This is a genomic window from Pelosinus sp. UFO1, from assembly GCF_000725345.1.
Taxonomy (GTDB): Bacteria; Bacillota; Negativicutes; order DSM-13327; family DSM-13327; genus Pelosinus.
The window spans coordinates 1,187,587-1,206,678 of sequence record NZ_CP008852.1; the positions used below are offsets into that span (position 1 = coordinate 1,187,587).

At 37.4% G+C, this 19,092-nt stretch carries 17 protein-coding genes; 14 read left to right on the top strand and 3 right to left on the bottom strand.

Annotated elements, in window-relative coordinates:
* Positions 1–37: 37 nt before the first annotated feature.
* From UFO1_RS05280 to nifJ, 12 genes are all read left to right on the top strand, one after another.
* A complete protein-coding gene (locus tag UFO1_RS05280; RefSeq protein WP_038668736.1) occupies positions 38–1,414 on the top strand; it encodes a Sapep family Mn(2+)-dependent dipeptidase in 1,377 nt (458 codons plus the stop codon).
* Between the two features lie 88 nt (positions 1,415–1,502).
* Positions 1,503–3,404, top strand: a complete 1,902-nt coding sequence (locus UFO1_RS05285; RefSeq protein WP_038668738.1) for a BglG family transcription antiterminator — start codon at positions 1,503–1,505, stop codon at positions 3,402–3,404.
* Between the two features lie 14 nt (positions 3,405–3,418).
* On the top strand, positions 3,419–3,874 hold the full coding sequence (locus tag UFO1_RS05290; RefSeq protein WP_038668740.1) for a PTS sugar transporter subunit IIA: 456 nt from the start codon (positions 3,419–3,421) through the stop codon (positions 3,872–3,874).
* A gap of 26 nt (positions 3,875–3,900) precedes the next feature.
* The gene (locus tag UFO1_RS05295) at positions 3,901–4,218 is read left to right on the top strand and encodes a PTS fructose transporter subunit IIB (RefSeq protein WP_038668741.1); all 318 of its coding nucleotides are present in this window, start codon (positions 3,901–3,903) and stop codon (positions 4,216–4,218) included.
* Between the two features lie 98 nt (positions 4,219–4,316).
* On the top strand, positions 4,317–5,543 hold the full coding sequence (locus tag UFO1_RS05300) for a PTS fructose transporter subunit IIC (RefSeq protein WP_038668743.1): 1,227 nt from the start codon (positions 4,317–4,319) through the stop codon (positions 5,541–5,543).
* Between the two features lie 58 nt (positions 5,544–5,601).
* Positions 5,602–6,672: a M24 family metallopeptidase gene (locus UFO1_RS05305; protein ID WP_038668746.1), complete on the top strand. Its 1,071-nt coding sequence runs from the start codon at positions 5,602–5,604 to the stop codon at positions 6,670–6,672.
* 10 nt (positions 6,673–6,682) lie between these two features.
* A complete protein-coding gene (locus UFO1_RS05310) occupies positions 6,683–7,855 on the top strand; it encodes a MalY/PatB family protein (RefSeq protein WP_038668751.1) in 1,173 nt (390 codons plus the stop codon).
* Between the two features lie 131 nt (positions 7,856–7,986).
* Positions 7,987–8,865, top strand: a complete 879-nt coding sequence (locus tag UFO1_RS05315; protein WP_038668754.1) for a radical SAM/SPASM domain-containing protein — start codon at positions 7,987–7,989, stop codon at positions 8,863–8,865.
* Between the two features lie 161 nt (positions 8,866–9,026).
* Complete coding sequence (locus UFO1_RS05320; RefSeq protein ID WP_038668756.1) at positions 9,027–9,683, top strand: transcriptional regulator; 657 nt, start codon at positions 9,027–9,029, stop codon at positions 9,681–9,683.
* Between the two features lie 308 nt (positions 9,684–9,991).
* Positions 9,992–11,200 carry a threonine ammonia-lyase gene (ilvA, locus tag UFO1_RS05325; RefSeq protein WP_038668758.1) on the top strand — a complete coding sequence of 403 codons (1,209 nt, stop codon included), beginning with the start codon at positions 9,992–9,994 and terminating at the stop codon, positions 11,198–11,200.
* 17 nt (positions 11,201–11,217) lie between these two features.
* Positions 11,218–12,612 carry an amino acid permease gene (locus UFO1_RS05330; protein WP_038668760.1) on the top strand — a complete coding sequence of 465 codons (1,395 nt, stop codon included), beginning with the start codon at positions 11,218–11,220 and terminating at the stop codon, positions 12,610–12,612.
* A gap of 31 nt (positions 12,613–12,643) precedes the next feature.
* The gene (nifJ, locus tag UFO1_RS05335; RefSeq protein ID WP_038668763.1) at positions 12,644–16,189 is read left to right on the top strand and encodes a pyruvate:ferredoxin (flavodoxin) oxidoreductase; all 3,546 of its coding nucleotides are present in this window, start codon (positions 12,644–12,646) and stop codon (positions 16,187–16,189) included.
* Between the two features lie 60 nt (positions 16,190–16,249).
* Here the strand turns inward: nifJ and UFO1_RS05340 are convergent, their stop codons facing one another.
* Positions 16,250–16,606: a MerR family transcriptional regulator gene (locus UFO1_RS05340; protein ID WP_038668765.1), complete on the bottom strand. Its 357-nt coding sequence runs from the start codon at positions 16,604–16,606 to the stop codon at positions 16,250–16,252.
* Between the two features lie 74 nt (positions 16,607–16,680).
* Here UFO1_RS05340 and UFO1_RS05345 point away from each other — a divergent pair, with 74 nt between their 5' ends.
* The gene (locus tag UFO1_RS05345) at positions 16,681–17,079 is read left to right on the top strand and encodes a carboxymuconolactone decarboxylase family protein (protein ID WP_038668767.1); all 399 of its coding nucleotides are present in this window, start codon (positions 16,681–16,683) and stop codon (positions 17,077–17,079) included.
* Positions 17,080–17,273: 194 nt separating this feature from the next.
* Positions 17,274–17,654 (top strand): hypothetical protein, encoded by a 381-nt coding sequence (locus UFO1_RS05350; protein WP_038668770.1) that lies wholly within the window; start codon positions 17,274–17,276, stop codon positions 17,652–17,654.
* 39 nt (positions 17,655–17,693) lie between these two features.
* On the opposite strand, the gene UFO1_RS05355 is transcribed toward UFO1_RS05350, so the two are convergent.
* Both UFO1_RS05355 and UFO1_RS05360 read right to left on the bottom strand, forming a co-directional pair.
* A complete protein-coding gene (locus tag UFO1_RS05355; RefSeq protein WP_038668773.1) occupies positions 17,694–18,323 on the bottom strand; it encodes a LysE family translocator in 630 nt (209 codons plus the stop codon).
* Between the two features lie 72 nt (positions 18,324–18,395).
* A complete protein-coding gene (locus tag UFO1_RS05360; protein WP_038668775.1) occupies positions 18,396–19,091 on the bottom strand; it encodes an LrgB family protein in 696 nt (231 codons plus the stop codon).
* Between the last annotated feature and the right edge of the window lies 1 nt (position 19,092).

A 19,092-nucleotide genomic window follows, 5' to 3' on the forward strand; every position in this document is an offset into this window, starting at 1 on the left:
ACGTCAGGTAGATGGGTTGAGTAAAGGAGAGAATAACATGATAAATTTTGCAATCGAGGCTGAGAAATATAGAAAGGAATTTCTTATGCTTCTGGATCAATGGATCAGCATTCCTTCTATATATAATAATGAAACCGTCTCAGCAATGATGCCTTTTGGAGCAGACATAGCACAGGCTTTAGAATGGTTTAAAAATAAAGGGGAGGAAGAAGGTTTTACTACAAAATTAGTAGATGGGTACGCCGCACATATAGAATACGGCAAAGGCGAGGAATATGTATATGTCTTTGGCCACTGTGATGTGGTACCAGCAGGCCAGGGGTGGAACGGTGATCCCTTCAAACTTTTAAAATCAGGGGACATGCTTGTAGGTCGAGGTGTAATAGATGATAAAGGACCTTTGCTTGCTACATTCCTTGCTTTAAAACTTATACGGGACAAGGCACTGCCTTTGAAAAGAAAAATCAGAATTGTTGCCGGTGGAAATGAAGAAAATGGTTTTAAGTGTATAAGGTATTATTTTCAAAGGGAGCCCAAGCCAACATATGGTTTTACGCCAGATGCTAAATTTCCGGTAATAAACGGTGAAAAAGGCGGAATGGTACTCCAGATTAGTGGTAAGGTTGAAAACAATACCATGCTCATACTGGGGGGAGAGGTACACAATACAATACCGACCTATGTTACTGTTAGGAATTGTATTATTCACAAGGAGAAGATAGGAGATTATCTAAAAGAGAATCAACTAACATTGGAATATTCCAAGGAAAAAAATAAAGTTAAAGGTTTTACACTCTTTGGCCTTGGCGGGCATTCCTCTAAACCGGAAAAAGCAAATAATCCAATTGAAAAAGTGCTTCAGCTCCTGAATATGGAATTGCAAGAGAAATGGCTGGAAGACTTGACGTTTCTGTTTGCAGGTGACAATAGGGATGGAAGGATATTTGGATTGGGTGAAAAAGGGAGATGCGGTACTCTTACAATGGTCCCAACTATACTCCGATTAGAAGGTGGTAGGTTAGAATTAACTTTAAGTGTCAGGTATCCAGAAAATTTAGATGTGGAAGAAATACTAGAAAAAATTGCTGCTTTTCTAAAATATAAAGGTATAGAGGGCTATGAGTTAAAGGTCAGTAGTAATAAAAAACCTCATTATATAGAGATGGATTCTTTACTGGTTAGGAAACTTTACCAGGTTTATGTGAAACATACGGGGGATAGAGAAAATCCAGTTCGAGTTACTAGTGCGGGGACTTATGCAGCAGAGATGGAGAATGCAGTAGTATTTGGTGGAGAATTTCCAGATGGTTCAGCAGGCAATGCGCACATGGTAGGAGAGTATGGAAGCGAGGACGCTTTTATAAAATCAATCGGTATTTATGCTGAGGCTTTATGGGAACTTGCTAATCTATAAAAAATGCGTGGCACTTGTGAAGGCATTCCGTATAGATACATGAATGGTAGAAAGGTTTACAATGTAGTTGTAGGATGGTGATAAAGGAATGATAAGTAAGAAACATTCCATGATTATTAAGTACCTTACTGATAAAGAAGAATATGTAACTGCGGAAGAATTAAGTCAGCAACTCGAGATATCTGTGAGAACAGTCAAGAGATACATCCAAGATTTAAATTACTTTTTTTATGATTATGGTGCTGAAATTTTCTCTACAAGAGGGATAGGATATAAGATAAAGGGACCAGCTAAGGAGATTCGGAGGATTAGCGAAAAGGCTATAAAGTACATAGAAGGTTTTCAAATAGACGATTCCACGGAAGGTAGAATTACAAAAATTATATGTACCTTTCTTAACAAGGGGCATGCAAATGCGGAAGAGTTAAGTGATACATTAAATTTGAGTATCGCTAGTACAAATAAGCTGATTGCTAATGTACAAAGTATCTTGAAAGAGTATGACTTAAGTATTATATCGAAGCCCTTTCATGGCAGCAAAATAGTGGGTGACGAAACGAAAATAAGAGGGCTGATTCTCAATTACGCCATAAAAAGCGATGAAAATAATTCGTTGGAAGTGAGATTAGATACTGTTTCAAAGCAAGAAATTAAAGAAATTGAAAAAATCGTTACGGAAGCTTTGCATGCGGGCAATATTATTCTGGCCGATAAAGACTTTAGTATATTATTAACAAGAATACTTATTTCCGTAGCAAGGGTACGAAAAAACTGTTTTATTGAGAAGAATACTTTTCAAGAGAGCTATCGGCTTCATAATTATGATTATATTAAATTCATTATGAATGAAATAGGGAAAAAGTTTGATTTAACTATGGATGAGAATGAGGTGATTTATGTCTCATTAAGCAGTGGCATAATAATATATGACTATAATACAAGAATGAAACTTACAGTAGATTCAAAAGACGTGGTAAACAAGTTTGTCGAGGAAGTCCTTGCAGAGATTAGGTTAGTTACAGATCTTGATTTGACGGAAGATTCTGATTTTGTAAATGCATTAGTTATGCATTTAAAGATTTTTATAAATCGATTCAAAGCTGGAATTAGTGCTAAAAATCCTTTACTTAAGCAAATAAAATCAAAATTTCCTATAGAAACGAATCTAGCTACCATTATGGCAAAAAAACTTAAAGAAGAATTTAATGTCATATTAGATGAGGACGAGATCGGATTTATAACCATGCATTTTGGTGCAGCCTTTGAAAGAAGGAGGAGTTCAAGTGGCAAGAAGGTGTGTATCATTTGTCACTATGGTATTGGGACTTCACAGCTGCTAGCAGAAAAACTAAAGCAAAGAATTAGCAATATTAACATCGTTGGGACCTATCCTGTAAGATACATAGATATTGCCTTAAAGGCAGATATTGATTTCATCGTTTCCACTGTGAAATTAGATAAAAAAGATTTTAAAGTGCCGGTTCTGTATATAGAAAACGTATTTTCGGACGAAATCGTAAATGAGTTACACCAAGTTTTTCAAGAAAAGGAAGAAAGAAAAAAAATATTCCAAGCAACTTTTAACAAAAATGCTTTTTTTAGGGTCAAAGCTGAGACACCAGAAGAGGCGATAAAAAACATTGGTCAAGCAATGAAAGAGTACGGATTTATTGATGAGAGTGTAACCGAAATGGTACTAGAGCGAGAGAAGATGTCATCTACTGAGATTGGTAATTTGGTAGCAATTCCTCACACGATTTTGGAAGGATCCTACAAATCTGTTATTGGTGTAGGGGTGTTGGAAAAGCCAATCATATGGAACAAAGAAGAAGTACAATTGGTTTTTATGGTTTGTTTTAACAAAAAGGAGAGTTATAACTTTCCAATGTTTAAATACCTGTATCGGTTTATTCAGGACGAGGGTGAAGTAAGAAGGGTTATAAAAATCTTTAACTTTGATAAGTTGATGGAAGTATTAGATGTTAAGTAGAGGAGCCGTTGTAGATGAGCGAGGTATTTACAAAAAATCATATTAAAATAAATTTAGATTTAAAGGATAAAGATGCATATTTAAGGTATATTGCTAAACTTTCTATAGAGTTAGGTATTGGAAAAGAGGAGCAGGGTGTTTATGAAGGTTTAGTAAGTCGAGAAAAAGAATTTGCTACAAATTTGGGTGATGGAATCGCGATCCCGCATACAAAATCTGACTATATTATAAAACCTGCAATACTTATACTAAAACCACAGAAAGAAGTTTCTTGGGGAAATGTTGCTGAAGAAGATGTAAGAATTATAATCAGTATTTTAAGTTTTAATGAACAGGGAGGGAATACTCATCTAGAGCTTCTTGCAAGTCTTGCAAGGAAACTCGTAGATGAAAAGTTTAAAAATGCATTGGTGAACTCCGTTGATGAGGAAGAGATATTCTTTCTGATAGAACAGGCTTTACATAGCTAATTTATAAAAACAAAGGAGAGAGGAAAATGACAAAAAAATTAATTGCTTTATGTGCATGCCCAATGGGGTTAGCACACACTTTTATGGCGGCGGAGGCAATACGAAAAGCGGCTGTAGAAATGGGGTATGATGTAAAGGTTGAAACACAGGGGGCTGATGGAATAAAAAATGAATTATCGACTCTTGATATTCGTGAGGCTGAAATCATTATTCACGCTGTTGCGGTAACACCCCTTGGCATGGAAAGATTCGAAGGTTGTGAAGTGTATGAAGTCGGTCTGCAAGAGGTTATAAAAAAACCAATGGATATAATCAAGGAGATTGAAGAAGACTTAGCGCAATAAAATCACTTCTAAATCTTCGGGAAAGGAGTAAAAAGCAAAGAAAAAAAATAAATGGTAATCAGGTAAGAATCCACAAAAATATTTGTAGGAGGTATACCATGGCAATTACGAAAAGAACCATTGGTTCAACAGCATCGAGTAATAACAAAACAAATGAGAACATATCCACAAATTCTGGTTGGCTAGAATCTAGCAAACACATCATGACAGGAATTTCTTATATGATTCCTATACTCATCATGGGGGGGTTAATTGGTGCAATCTCTCAGCTAATACCTTATGTATTTTTTAATATAGATCCCTCTGTATCTATATTAGAGGCAATCAATTCGGGTAAATATGATGGTGTTAGTTTTACAATGCTTCAGTTGGCTAGCATTATGGAAATTTTCGGATTTACACTCTTTGGTTTTGCCATTCCTATTTTTACAGCCTTCACTGCAAATTCTATAGGTGGAAAGACCGCTTTAGCAGCAGGTTTCATTGGAGGGTATATTGCGACTAAGCCTGTTGCTATGTTAAGTCTCATGGATGGAAAATGGGTTACAAAGGCACCAGTCGCTTCTGGATTTTTAGGAGCTATACTCATCGCATTTATTATTGGATATTTCGTAAAATGGTTAAATAAGAAAATCGATCTGCCCCATGATTGGTTAGCATTTAAAGTTACATTTCTAATTCCATTGATCTCGGCTTTTGCATGTTTAGTTCTAATGGTCTTTATCATTACTCCTTTTGGTGGGTGGATAAATACATTAATAAAAGATTTGTTACAAGCGGCGGGAAGCGCAGGGCAATTTGCTTATGCTTTCGTGTTGGCAGCAACTACTGCTTTTGATTTAGGTGGACCAGTAAACAAGGCTGCTGGATTTGTAGCCCTTGGTTTTACGACAGAAAAACTTCTACCTATAACCGCAAGATGTTTGGCAATTGTAATTCCTTCCTTTGGTTTAGGCTTAAGCACTTTAATCGATAGAAAATTAGTAGGGCGAAGTGTATATGATAAACAATTTTATCAGCTGGGTAAAACTGCTATTTTCTTAGGATTTATGGGAATTTCCGAAGGTTCGATACCTTTTGCTTTAGAACGACCAGCCTTTTGTATTCCCCTTTATGTCACTGGTGCTATTTTAGGAGCTTTATCGGCAGTAGCAATGGGGGCTATTCAATGGTTCCCTGAATCTGCAATTTGGGCTTGGCCATTAATAACAGGTATTTTCCCATATATCTTAGGATTGATCATCGGCTCTACCTTTATTGCCGTGGTAAATGTCTTATATAGAAATAAGCTGATAAAAGATGGCAAACTTGTAGTTAATGAATAAAAAATAAGAGTAGAGAACTGATGAAAAGTCAGTTCTCTACTCTTATAAGGAGGTAACAATGAATTATAGTAAGAGGATTGAGGATGTTAGGAAACTGATTATAACAAAAGGACTGGATGGCGTTTTAATAAGCAGTCATCACAATAAGTATTATCTTGGGGAGCTCTTTAGTAGTTCTGGATATATAGTAATAACGAAGAGCAATCAGTATATACTGGTAGATTTCAGATATTTTGAAGAAGTCAAAAGCAAAAGTAAGTTATTTGAAGTGATATTACTGTCCAGTAAAAATACCATAGAAAAAAGGTTGCATTCAATAATAATAGAAGAGGGATTACATGAGCTTGGCTTTGAAGGAAAAGAGATTTCCTATGATTTTTATCAATCTCTTCAGGAGAGCATAAACTGTAATTTATATTCTCTAGATTTATCCCAAATTAGAAGCGTCAAGGAAAGTAAAGAAATCGAATATATTAAAAAAGCTTGTAACATTGCGGATGCTACCTTCCAATATATCCTTTCCTATATCGAGGCAGGTATGAGCGAAAAAACAGTGGAGAATGAATTAGTAAGGTTTATGAAAGAACAAGGGGGAGAAAAAGAATCTTTTGATAGCATTGTGGCCTCAGGGGTCAGAGGTGCACTACCCCATGGGAAGGCTAGTAATAAAATTATCAAAAAAGGGGAACTCATCACTCTGGATTTTGGCGTGAAATACAATTACTACTGTTCTGATATCACAAGAACTATTTCTTTGGGGAGGTGTTCAGCGGAACTTTCAAACGTATATGAGATAGTAAAAGCTGCAGGTGAAGAGGCCATGAGAAAAGCGAAGCCCAATATTACCATGGGAGAATTGGATTATTCTGCCCGTGATTTCATAAGAAAAAGTGGCTATGGAAATTTTTTTGGACATAATTTAGGACATGGTCTTGGAATTCAAGTACATGAGTATCCGTCAGTTGCGCCTGACAGTGATGAACTTTTAAGAGAAGGTATGGTAATTACAATAGAGCCAGGAATATATATCCCGAATGTAGGCGGAGTAAGGGTTGAAGAAGATATTTTGATTACAAGAGATGGTTGTAGCTCACTAACCAATAGTTCTAGGGAATTAATTGTGATTTAGGAGAGAGAGAATGTATCATTTTGATGAGATTGCAGATCGAGTAAGTGAAAAATCTAGAAAATGGGATAGAAAAATAATCGAAAAAAAATTTGGGTCAGTGCCAGAAAACTTTATACCCATGTGGATTGCAGATATGGACTTTAAAATGCCGCCAGAACTAGAAAAGGCTTTTCATGAAGCGATTTCAAGAGGGGTTTTAGGTTATACCTATTGCTACGAAGAATTTTATGATGCGGTGATAAAATGGCAATATGATATGCACCATGTGACAGTTAAGAAGGACTGGATAACATTGTCCTATGGGACAGTATCTACCATCCACTATGTGATACAAGCTTTTTGTGAACGTGGAGACTGTGTTATGATGAACACCCCAGTATATGATCCCTTTGATAGTGCAGCAAGAAAGCAAGGGGTAAAGAGCATTTACAATAGTCTAAAGCTAGTAGAGGGAAGGTATTATATAGATTTTGAACATTTAAAATCACAGTTAGAGCAATACAAACCGAAATTATATTTATTTTGCTCTCCCCACAATCCATCGGGGCGAATTTGGTGTTTAGAAGAATTGACAGAAGTAGCAAGGCTATGCAAAGAGCATAATACAATACTAATTACGGATGAAGTACACGGCGAGCATATAATGTATGGGGAATTTCATTCTGCGCTAAATCTAACTGATGGGTGTGAAAATTTAATACTAGTAACCTCTCCGAATAAGGGGTTTAATTTGGGCGGGTTAAAGACTTCATACTCCATAATATCCAATGAGCATATAAGGAACCGTTTTAGAAAAAAACTAGAGCAGAATTCTATCACTTCCCCAAATGTTTTTGGTATTATTGGAGTCATTATTGCTTACGAGCAATGTAGACCTTGGCTTGCCGGGGTAAATGCATATATAAAAGAAAATTATGAGCTTTTTGAATCCTATATAGAAAAGAAAATTCCAAAATTAAAAGTGATGAAAATGGAATCATCCTACTTGGCATGGGTAAATATACAAGAAACGGGATTCACTTCAGAAGAGATTACAACTATGCTGGCTTTACAGGCCGGTGTATTAGTTGAAAATGGAACTCACTTTGTTAAAGATGGAGAAGGATACATAAGAGTGAACTTAGGAACACAAAAGGATAAGGTACTTGAAGCATTAAGAAGGATGGAAAAGATCTTGCGTTAGTTCGGGACAAACCTCGCCTTTATCAGACAAGGAAGGTTTGTTATACTTGTTCCTTTGACAGATTAATATCCATTTAGTAAAATTAGCTGAAATGCTGGAATAGCATTATAAGAAATTGGAGTCTACAGCCTATGAAAAAATATAAAAAAGTATATTTAGAAATAACAAATGTATGCAATTTAAAATGTGATTTCTGTCCTGAAACGAAAAGAAAAGCTGAATTTATGACAGAAGCTACGTTTGTACAAATTCTAGATCAAATTAAACCTTTTACGGATTATATATACTTACATGTAAAGGGCGAACCTTTATTACATCCTAACTTAGGGAGTTTTCTAGATATAAGTGATGAAAAGGGTTTTAAGGTAAATATTACAACAAATGGTACTTTAATAAATAAAGCAGCAAATACTTTACTAGCGAAACCTGCAGTAAGACAAATAAATTTTTCCCTTCATAGCTTTGATGGTAATCTAAGCGAGATATCTAAAGATGAATACGTCGGCAATATCCTCGAATTTTCTCGTAGGGCAGTAGTGGAGTCAAAAATAATAATATCCTTACGATTGTGGAATTTGGACGAGGCCTTAGTAACAGAGGATCAAAGAAAAAGAAATTTGGATATGATTGATAAAATTGAGGAGACCTTTAAGTTGCCTTATAAAATACAGGGTAATTTATCGGAAGCTAAAGCGTTAAAATTAGGGGATCGAGTGTATTTGAATCAAGATTATGAGTTTAAATGGCCTGACTTAAAGGAAAAAGAGGATTTTAGTAACGGAACTTGCTTTGGTTTAAGAAATCAAATTGCTATTTTAGTGGATGGAACAGTAGTACCCTGTTGCCTTGATGGCGAGGGGATAATTAATTTGGGCAATATTCATGAAGCCAGATTTTCTGATATTATAAGTAAGAAAAGAGTTGAAGATATAAGATTAGGTTTTTGTAGTAATAATGTCGTAGAAGAACTTTGCAGAAAATGCGGGTATAGAAAAAGATTTAATAAATAGTTGTTTAGCAAGGCAAGGACTTACTTCATTGTAGGTCTTTTTTATTTGTTGAAAAAAATAATAGTAAAAAATTATTATCGTAGAAGGAATTTCTTATTAAATGGATAATAATAACAATATAGAAAATTTAGATAATTCGAGCAAGGAGAAGATGAATTTATATGGAGTACAAAAAACTGCTAAATCGATATATCCCTCTCGTAGACTTTATTGCAGACATTATCGGCCCACATTGTGAAGTCCTTTTGCACGATATCGTAGATGTAGAAAACTCGGTTATTGCAATTCGGAATGGATATATAAGTGGGAGGTATTTAGGATGTCCTTTAACAGATTTAGGATTTAAATTATTAGAAAATAAATCTCATTTACATCATAATGCCCTTATTAATTACCGAAGCCGTACTGATAGTGGTGAAAAATTAATATCATCGACTTATTATATCAAAGATGAAAAGGGAGAATTGATCGGAATGATTTGTGTCAATATTTTAAATTCACCAGATCATCTTATCAATAAGATTCCTAGGGAATTTCCTGTCAATGCATTGCTTAGTAATGCAGTTCATGCTGATGATACGGAAGAAGTAACAGAGTCTCTAAGTACTTCCTTGGTTAATGTAGTCGATGATGCAGTAAAAAAAGTAATTAGCAAATATAATATTTCTGCTGAAAGATTGTCAGGAGAAGAAAAAAGTGCAATAGTTCAAGAATTACGTGAAAATGGAATTTTTAAGATAAAAGGTGCTATTACTAAGGTAGCTACTACTTTGAAAACATCAGAAAGTACTATTTATCGATATTTAGCAATGAAATAAGTACTTATGTAGCGTTGAGTTAGGTACCTATCAGGGACTCCTTTATGTTTATTGCATAGCTTATAGCACTATAAGTGTGGATAACCTGACTAATATAAGATGTTTGGTACAAGGGAAAAAACAGTTTTTTATTAACTTTTTGCGGGGGTGATTATTGATGATATTGTAAACCACTATCATTAGGTATGAAAGATTTTTGTTGCTGTAAATCTAACTGCACATCTTTTGTAGGCGCTGTCGTCCTATAGAAGGAACTTGCTAGAATAAAAGCTACTATATATTGCCAATATAAGTAAGGATGTGATCAAATGCATGTCTCATTAGAAGAAATAAAAAAGGCCCGAGGAGTTTTAGACGGGGTGATTTGTAGAACAGGACTGGTGTATACCAATATCATTAGCGAGATGAGCGGCAATCATGTTTATCTCAAAATGGAAAACCTACAACGTACGGGGTCATTCAAACTAAGGGGAGCATATAACAAAGTCGCGAATTTAAGTGAATCTGAAAAGAAAAATGGAGTTATTGCCTCCTCGGCAGGTAATCATGCGCAAGGGGTAGCCCTCGCAGCAACAACTTTTGGTATCCAATCTACCATTGTTATGCCCAAACATGCTCCCTTATCAAAAGTGATCGCTACTCGAGGATATGGAGCTAAAGTAGTCTTACACGGTGATGTTTACGATGAAGCATATGCAGAGGCTAAACGAATTCAGGCAGAAGAAAACTCCACATTTGTTCATCCCTTTAATGACCCTATGGTAATTGCGGGACAGGGAACAATTGCTTTAGAGCTACTAGAAGATTTACCAGATGTAGAAGTAGTAGTTGTGCCAATTGGCGGGGGCGGGCTCATTTCTGGGATGGCAGTAGCTTTAAAAGAAATGAAACCGAGTATAAAACTAATTGGTGTACAGACCCAAAATATGCCAAGCATGGCGCAGGCAATCGCTCAGAAGCATGTAGTCACCATTGACGGAATTCCGACTATCGCTGATGGCATCGCAGTCAAGACACCTGGTAATTTGAATTTTGATATTGTTCAACGGTATGTAGACGATATTGTTACGGTAGATGAAGAAGAAATAGCGAGTGCTATTTTATTGTTACTCGAAAGAGTTAAGAGTGTTGCGGAAGGTGCAGGTGCCGCAAGTGTTGCAGCGGTTTTAAATAGACTTTCTGGCTATAAAGATCGAAAAATAGCAGCCGTAATAAGTGGCGGAAATATTGATGTTAATACTATGACGCGTATTATCAATAAAGGGCTTGTTAAGTCAGGGCGCAAGGTGTTTTTTGATACTATAATTTCAGATAAGCCTGGAGTATTATGCCAATTGCTACAATTGATTGCTAATGCTGGTGCTAATGTACTTGCTATTACACACAGCCGAGAAAATAGAGATGTGGCCTTGGGGTGTGCTAGAGTGGAGTTAGAATTGGAAACCGCAGATGATGAACAAATTTATACAATAAAAAGGTTAATGGAACAACGTCACTATAACGTTAATATTCGATAAAAAAGGGAGTGAGCCTCGTGGAAGAAAAACAATTAACCAGAGGACTTAAAGCGCGGCATATTGAACTGATAGCCCTGGGAGGCACGATTGGTGTTGGCTTGTTTATGGGGTCGGCAAGTACAATAAAATGGGCTGGTCCCTCTGTACTATTGGCGTATGCCTTAGCTGGTATTATTATGTTTTTTGTAATGCGTATCATGGGAGAAATGCTTTTTCTAGAACCCGTTACAGGTTCTTTTGCAACCTATGCTCATAAGTATGTCAGTCCTTTGGCTGGTTTCCTGACTGCTTGGTGTTACTGGTTTTTATGGGTTACGGTGGGAATGGCAGAAGTAACCGCAATTGGAATTTACGTGGCATACTGGTTCCCTGATATTCCCCAATGGTTACCAGCTTTAGCGGGAGTAGGAATCGTTGCTGCAGCTAATCTAGCAGCTGTAAAATACTACGGAGAATTTGAATTTTGGTTTGCCCTAATCAAAGTTATCGCAATTATAGTTATGCTTGTGATTGGGACTGGGATGATTTTTTTCGGCCTCGGTAACGGTGGTCAACCAATCGGTTTTGAGAACCTCTATAGTCATGGTGGATTTTTTGCTGGGGGCTTGGAAGGTTTCTTGTTTGCCTTGTGCCTGGTAACTGCTTCTTATCAAGGTGTAGAATTAGTGGGAATTACAGCTGGCGAAGCGGAAGATCCTAAAAACACATTACGAAAAGCCATCCAAAATATTATTTGGCGTATTTTGATCTTTTATGTTGGTGCGATCTTTGTGATTGTAACTATTTATCCTTGGAACCAAATTGGCGCGATTGGTAGCCCTTTTGTTATGACCTTTGCTAAAGTCGGTATTGTTGCTGCTGCTGGTATCATCAATTTCGTTGTCCTTACAGCGGCAATGTCAGGGTGTAACAGTGGTATTTATAGTGCAGGAAGAATGCTTTATACTCTAGCAGAAAATGGCCAAGCTCCTAAATACTTTGGCAAAGTATCCGAGAGTGGTGTGCCCCACAATAGTATTATGACGACAATTGCCTGCCTACTAGTGGGAGTAATTTTTAATGTGATAGCTCCAGACTCAAAATTGTTCCTTTACATTTATAGTGCCAGTATTCTTCCTGGAATGATACCCTGGTTTGTATTGGCATTCAGTCAAATAAAGTTTAGAGAAAAATGGAAAAGTGAAATGCCAGATCATCCCTTTAAGTCCCCTTTATTCCCGGTCAGCAACTATATAACCATCATATTTTTATCCCTAGTATTGATTGGAATGTGGTTTAATCCAGATACTCGTGTTTCATTAATTGTTGGTGCAGTATTTATTGGGATTGTCACAGTGGGCTTTTATGCCTGTGGTGTGGGGAAAAAACAAACAAACGCAGCATTAGAAGAATCACAGAAGGATGCTAGGTAGAAAAATTTATTGTAGCGGAGGAATTTAATTTATGGCAAGAAAAATGCAAACTATGGATGGCAATACGGCTGCAGCTCACATTTCCTATGCCTTTACTGACGTAGCGGCCATTTATCCTATTACCCCGTCAACAAATATGGCAGAGCATGCTGATGAGTGGGCCGCTCAAGGTCGGACTAATATTTTTGGTCAAACTGTGAAAATTGTGGAGATGCAATCAGAAGCAGGTGCAGCTGGAGCCGTACACGGCTCCTTGCATGCAGGGGCGTTAACAACCACATATACTGCTTCTCAGGGCCTGCTGCTTATGATTCCTAACATGTATAAAATTGCTGGTGAACTTTTGCCAGCTGTGTTCCATGTCAGTGCCAGAGCTTTGGGTGCGAATGCACTTAGCATCTTTGGTGATCATCAAGATGTTATGGCGACTAGACAGACTGGATTTGCTTTGCTTGCTGAAAGTAGTGTACAGCAAGTTATGGATTTGGCAGCAGTAGCTCATCTGTCAGCAATTAAAGGGCGCGTTCCTTTTCTTAATTTTTTTGACGGGTTCCGGACGTCTCATGAAGTGCAAAAAATCGAAGTTCTTGAATATGATGAGTTGGCTCAGCTAGTAGATCAGAAAGCAATCGATGGATTTAGAAGAAAAGCGCTGAATCCTGATCATCCAGTTATAAAAGGGACAGTGCAAAACTCTGACATCTACTTTCAACAAAGAGAAGTCTCCAATCGGTATTATCAAGCTCTTCCTGAAATTGTCGAGGAATACATGGCCCAAATCAATAAACTGACTGGCAGAGAGTATCATCTTTTCAATTATCATGGTGCTGCGGATGCCGATAGAATGATCATAGCCATGGGTTCAGTATGTGAAGCCATTGAAGAAACAGTTGACTATTTGAATGCTAATGGAGAAAAAGTTGGTCTATTGACGGTGCATCTATACAGGCCTTTTTCCCTAGATCATTTCTTCAAGTACATTCCTAAAACAGTAAAAAGGATTGCTGTTTTGGACAGAACGAAAGAGCTAGGGGCATTTGCTGAACCCCTTTATTTGGATGTAAAAGCAGTATTTAGTGGTAGAGAATGGCAACCGACTATCGTTGGCGGTAGATGCGGTGTGGGTGGCAAAGACGTAACTCCTAGTCATGTTCACGGTATTTTTGAAAATCTAAAGCAGCACCAACCAAAAGATAACTTCACCGTTGGGATTGAAGATGATGTAACCTATACCTCTCTGCCTCTCGGAGAAGATATTGATACTACAGCAGCTGGAACGACTGCTTGTAAGTTCTGGGGGCTTGGTTCAGATGGGACGGTTGGCGCCAACAAGAGTGCTATCACCATTATTGGTGATCATACTGACATGTATGCGCAAGCGTATTTTGCTTATGATTCTAAAAAATCTGGTGGTGTTACCATTTCCCATTTGCGGTTTGGTAAAAGTCCAATAAAATCACCTTATCTAATCAATAAGGCTAACTTTATTGCGTGTCACAACCAATCCTATGTAGATAAATATAACGTATTGGAAGGTCTAAAACAGGGCGGGAATTTCCTCTTAAACTGTAATTGGACGGAGCAGGAGTTAGATATGAATTTACCTGCTGCAATGAAACGTTATATGTTCAAAAATAATATTAATTTTTATACCATTGATGCCGTTCGCATTGCCCAAGAAATTGGTCTAGGCGGCCGAATCAATATGATAATGCAAGCTGCTTTTTTCAAAATTGCGGATATTATTCCTGTTGAAGATGCGGTTACACACCTGAAAAGAGCGGTAGTAAAGTCATATGGCAACAAGGGTGAAATGGTTGTAAATATGAACAATGCTGCCATCGACAAGGGTGTGCAGGCCATTGTAAAAATAACGATTCCTGCTTCTTGGGAAAATACGCAAGATAAAAGAAGTACAGAGGATAAAGTGCCAGCTTTCATTAAAAATATTTTAGTTCCTATGAACAGGCAAGAAGGCGACCAATTACCTGTAAGTGCTTTTGTTGGCATGGAAGATGGTACCTTTCCTATGGGGACTGCAGCATATGAAAAACGTGGTATTGCCATTAATATTCCCTGCTGGTTACCAGAACACTGTATTCAGTGTAATCAGTGCTCCTATGTATGTCCCCATGCTGCCATTAGACCTATATTAATCAATGAGGAAGAAATGGAAAAAGCTCCTTCTGGTTTCCTGAGTAAAGCCGCTAGTGGTGTGAAAGGGTTGAATTTCCGCATTGCCATTTCGGCTTATGATTGTACAGGGTGCGGCAACTGTGCCCAGGTTTGTCCATCCAAAGAAAAATCTTTAGAAATGAAACCGCTTGAAACTCAGCTCGAACAAGCTGTTTTATGGAATTATGCGCTAGCTATATCACCAAAAGTAAATCCTTTAAATCCACTCACTGTAAAAGGCAGTCAATTTGAACAACCCCTACTTGAATTCTCTGGTGCTTGTGCAGGTTGTGGTGAAACTCCCTATGCAAAACTCGTCACTCAATTGTTTGGGGACAGGATGATGGTTGCTAATGCTACTGGTTGTTCTTCCGTTTGGGGCGCTAGTGCACCATCGATGCCTTATACCAAGAATCATCGGGGGCATGGACCAGCTTGGGGTAATTCCCTATTTGAAGATAATGCTGAGTATGGATTAGGTATGCTGCTTGGTGTAAAACAACTCAGAGAAAAATTATCTCGGGATATCAGAGTAGCAGCTGAATTGAGTGAGGACTCTGAATTTAAAATGGCCTGTGAGGACTGGTTGTTGAATAAAGATCAGGGTGATGCTACCCGTGATAGAGCCGATAAACTCATCGCTCTACTAGAAAAGAATAAAGAGAATGATCCTTTGCTCAATGAAATTTACAAGAATAAAGATTTTATGGTAAAGAGATCTCAATGGATTTTTGGTGGTGATGGTTGGGCTTATGACATTGGCTTTGGTGGACTGGATCATGTACTGGCATCTGGCCAAGATGTGAATGTGCTTGTATTTGATACCGAAGTATATTCTAATACAGGTGGTCAGTCTTCCAAGTCCACTCCAACCGCGGCAATTGCAAAACTAGCCGCTAGTGGTAAACGAACCAAGAAAAAAGATCTTGGAATGATTGCGATGAGTTATGGGAATGTCTATGTAGCACAAATTGCAATGGGCGCTGATAAAAATCAAACTCTTAAGGCTATCGCAGAGGCAGAAGCCTACCCGGGGCCATCTTTAATTATCGCTTACGCCCCTTGTATTAACCATGGTTTAAAGGTAGGTATGGGTTGCAGTCATTTGGAAGCTAAGCGGGCCGTAGATAGTGGTTACTGGTCACTATATCGGTACAATCCTCAACTGATAGATACTGACAAAACGGCATTTGCATTGGATTCCAAAGAACCAACAATGAGTTTTCAGGAATTCCTTATGGGGGAAGTGCGTTATTCCTCACTAAAGAAACAGTTTCCTGAGTTAGCTGGGAATTTATTCAATGAGGCCGAACAAGAAGCAGCAAATAGACTGAAAGGTTATAGACGGCTAGCTGGTCAATATGCTGCAGTCATCCAGGAAGTTGCTGCGACTAAAGAGTAAAAATAAAGAGCTAGGGCTATCTCAATATCTGAAATAGCCCTAGCTCTTTACTACAATTAATTATTTTAGTTTATCTTTGTAGAACTTAATTTTCTCATTCAGATTTTGAAGGTTGTTTTCCCATTTCGCCTTTTCCTTTATCACAGCTACTTTATGTTTTTCTAGTATTTCTAATCGTTGCTGTGTTGTGTAATCTCCTTGATATCGTAATAAAGAGTATTCTCTAATCTCTTTAATCGACATCCCAGTTTCTTTCAGTTTTTGAATAAATAGAATCCAATCGACATCCTGAGGGGTATAAAATCGTCTTCCTGCTGAATCACGGCTGACAACAAGTAATTGTTCTTTTTCATAATAGCGTAATGTATAAGAACTTATATTAGTTATATCTGAAAATTGTCCTATTGAATACTTCATTTTTATTTCCTCTTGACTTAGAGTTAACTCTAAGAGTTACAATTCAATTATAACAAATGCAGGAGGTAAGAACAATGGATTTAAATCGTTTTGAAAAAGGATTGAAAAAACTATCAGAGGTGGATGGTACTGCTGGTGAACATGTTATTGAGGCCCTTAAGGATATTGCGCCTGATTTAGGGAAGTACATTGTTGAGTTTGCTTTTGGTGATATATACTGTAGGGAAAATTTGAACTTACAAGAGCGAGAGATGATAACGTTAGCAAGTTTAATGACGCAAGGGGGCTGTGAAAATCAGTTAGAGGTACATATAAATGGAGCGTTAAATGTAGGGATTACACCACAGAAGGTAATTGAAGTCTTCCTTCAATGTATTCCTTATACGGGATTCCCAAGAGTTTTAAATGCTGTTGGGGTTGCTGCAAGAGTTTTTAAATCACGCAATGTAAGTGTTAAAGAGGCTGCTATATAGGATATTTCAATCCCAGCGCCATTCTTTGAGACAATGAAGTTGCTTTTCATAAGTTCTGGCGACAGAATAATGTGAAAAGCAACTTCATTTTTAATATGATACGCTTTATGGTATGCATTTTTCTTTTAACTGGAATGATAATATCATAAGGGAGTCCAAAATATATCCTCGCAATAAAGGAAGGAGTGTTTACTATGGAAAAAGAACAAACTATTATTTCATACTTTTTTACTGAAAAGAAAGTAAAAGAAGCGAAACAGGCATTAGCTTGTGTTGGTTTAGAAGACGTCCATATTCGAAAAGTAAGCCGCTTTGGTATAACTAACGATAGAACCCAAGATAATCCCATATCTCGAGCGGAGACTCTTACTGGTCTAACACTTTTTTCAGCGAATACTTCAAAAGAGGAAAACGCATCGACAAGGGTTTTGCTCGGAGCAGATCCTTCGGTTAGTGGTATTAGTACTAGTGGCAATCAAATGCCTGGCCCAGTTTTCTCGCTAACTGCATTTGTTTCAGAAGAACGGGTCGATGAAGCAGTAGGAATACTTAAACAAAAGGGCGGGCAAGTATAAAAACAAAAGAGTAAATGGTAAGTAAAGATTAGATGTTTTTTATTTTTCTGCAGTTAATAATTTGACCCCGAGTCCCAGATAAATGGTTCCACAAACTTTATTGGTAATAAAAGCGGTCTTCTCATTTTCTCTTAAATACGCGCTCATGCGCGAGGAAAATAGAACTAACAGCAAACACCAAGTTGTTCCAGTAATTATAAAAGTTATGCCAAGACAAAGAAAGGGGAGCAATCCATATGTATTGGATGGAGCAATAAACTGGGGTAAAAATGATAGAAAGAAAAGGGCCACTTTTGGGTTTAAAACATTTGTTATTAGCCCTTGAAAGTAGATATTCCTTGGCGTCATATGGGTAGTATCTGTTAATGATATCAATTTATTTTCTTTTGCAAGTAAGGTAGTTAATCCCAAATAGCCAAGATACATTGCACCAATCATTTTCACAGCTGCAAAAGCAGTCGCAGATGTTGATAAAATAGCAGATAATCCTAATGCTGCCATTATAGTATGAATGGCAACTCCAGAAATAATACCAAAAACGGAGTAGATTCCTCCTCTCTTACCTTGTGCGACACTTCGACTAAGTATATAAATAGTGTCAGATCCAGGTGTTATGTTTAAAACGATACCAGCCAATAAAAACATTTCATAATTTTGAATACCTAACACATTCATCCTCCTTTTCAATTTTTCTCTATATATTATAAGTCTTGGAAGGAAATAAGTCCCCTAATCGATAAATTAAAAGTTAACAAGCCAAGGAATATAAAATGGAGCGATGAAAGAGATAAATATGGCAGCAACCGCCATGGCTACTCCTGCCATGGCTCCTTGCAGAGCTCCTTCTTGAAGAATGGTAGCTGTACCTTGGCCATGAGAAGTAACCCCCATAGCTAATCCCCTAGCAATGGGGTTCTTTATTTTGCAAAAAGAGAGAACACCGGGGCCAATGATGGAACCTAGTGTGCCTGTGAAAACAACAAAGGCGACAGCAATAGCCGGGTCACCGCCGGTAAGTAGAGAAATTTCAATGGCAATAGGGGCAGTAATCGACTTAGGCGCAATGGAAGCAGTGATCAGGGAGTCAAGTCCGCTGATTTTTGCTAATAAGACAGCCGTTGTTAAGGTTGACAAAGCACCGAAGCTAATTCCTACTAATATGGGTAATAAGTTCTGGCGTAACACGTTTCGATTTAGATAGAGAGGGAGCGCTAATGCTACGGTAGCAGGGCCAAGTAAAAAAGTCATAACATCTTTACCAGGCTTGTATTGTTCAAAGGTTATGCCTGTATAGTGAAAGACCATAATAATAACTGCCGTACTAAGGAGTACAGGATTGTATAAAGGATTTTTAGTTTTCAAAAATAGTTTTCGACTAATGATATATAATGATATAGTAAGGATAATAGTAAAAGTTATTAATAATGTGGTGGGCAAG

Bases quoted from the DNA above. Each gene is read 5' to 3' on its own strand.
- UFO1_RS05280 (WP_038668736.1), top strand. From the start codon at position 38: ATGATAAATTTTGCAATCGAGGCTGAGAAATATAGAAAGGAATTTCTT.
- UFO1_RS05285 (WP_038668738.1), top strand. From the start codon at position 1,503: ATGATAAGTAAGAAACATTCCATGATTATTAAGTACCTTACTGATAAA.
- UFO1_RS05290 (WP_038668740.1), top strand. From the start codon at position 3,419: ATGAGCGAGGTATTTACAAAAAATCATATTAAAATAAATTTAGATTTA.
- UFO1_RS05295 (WP_038668741.1), top strand. From the start codon at position 3,901: ATGACAAAAAAATTAATTGCTTTATGTGCATGCCCAATGGGGTTAGCA.
- UFO1_RS05300 (WP_038668743.1), top strand. From the start codon at position 4,317: ATGGCAATTACGAAAAGAACCATTGGTTCAACAGCATCGAGTAATAAC.
- UFO1_RS05305 (WP_038668746.1), top strand. From the start codon at position 5,602: ATGAATTATAGTAAGAGGATTGAGGATGTTAGGAAACTGATTATAACA.
- UFO1_RS05310 (WP_038668751.1), top strand. From the start codon at position 6,683: ATGTATCATTTTGATGAGATTGCAGATCGAGTAAGTGAAAAATCTAGA.
- UFO1_RS05315 (WP_038668754.1), top strand. From the start codon at position 7,987: ATGAAAAAATATAAAAAAGTATATTTAGAAATAACAAATGTATGCAAT.
- UFO1_RS05320 (WP_038668756.1), top strand. From the start codon at position 9,027: ATGGAGTACAAAAAACTGCTAAATCGATATATCCCTCTCGTAGACTTT.
- ilvA (WP_038668758.1), top strand. From the start codon at position 9,992: ATGCATGTCTCATTAGAAGAAATAAAAAAGGCCCGAGGAGTTTTAGAC.
- nifJ (WP_038668763.1), top strand. From the start codon at position 12,644: ATGGCAAGAAAAATGCAAACTATGGATGGCAATACGGCTGCAGCTCAC.
- UFO1_RS05340 (WP_038668765.1), bottom strand. From the start codon at position 16,606: ATGAAGTATTCAATAGGACAATTTTCAGATATAACTAATATAAGTTCT.
- UFO1_RS05345 (WP_038668767.1), top strand. From the start codon at position 16,681: ATGGATTTAAATCGTTTTGAAAAAGGATTGAAAAAACTATCAGAGGTG.
- UFO1_RS05350 (WP_038668770.1), top strand. From the start codon at position 17,274: ATGGAAAAAGAACAAACTATTATTTCATACTTTTTTACTGAAAAGAAA.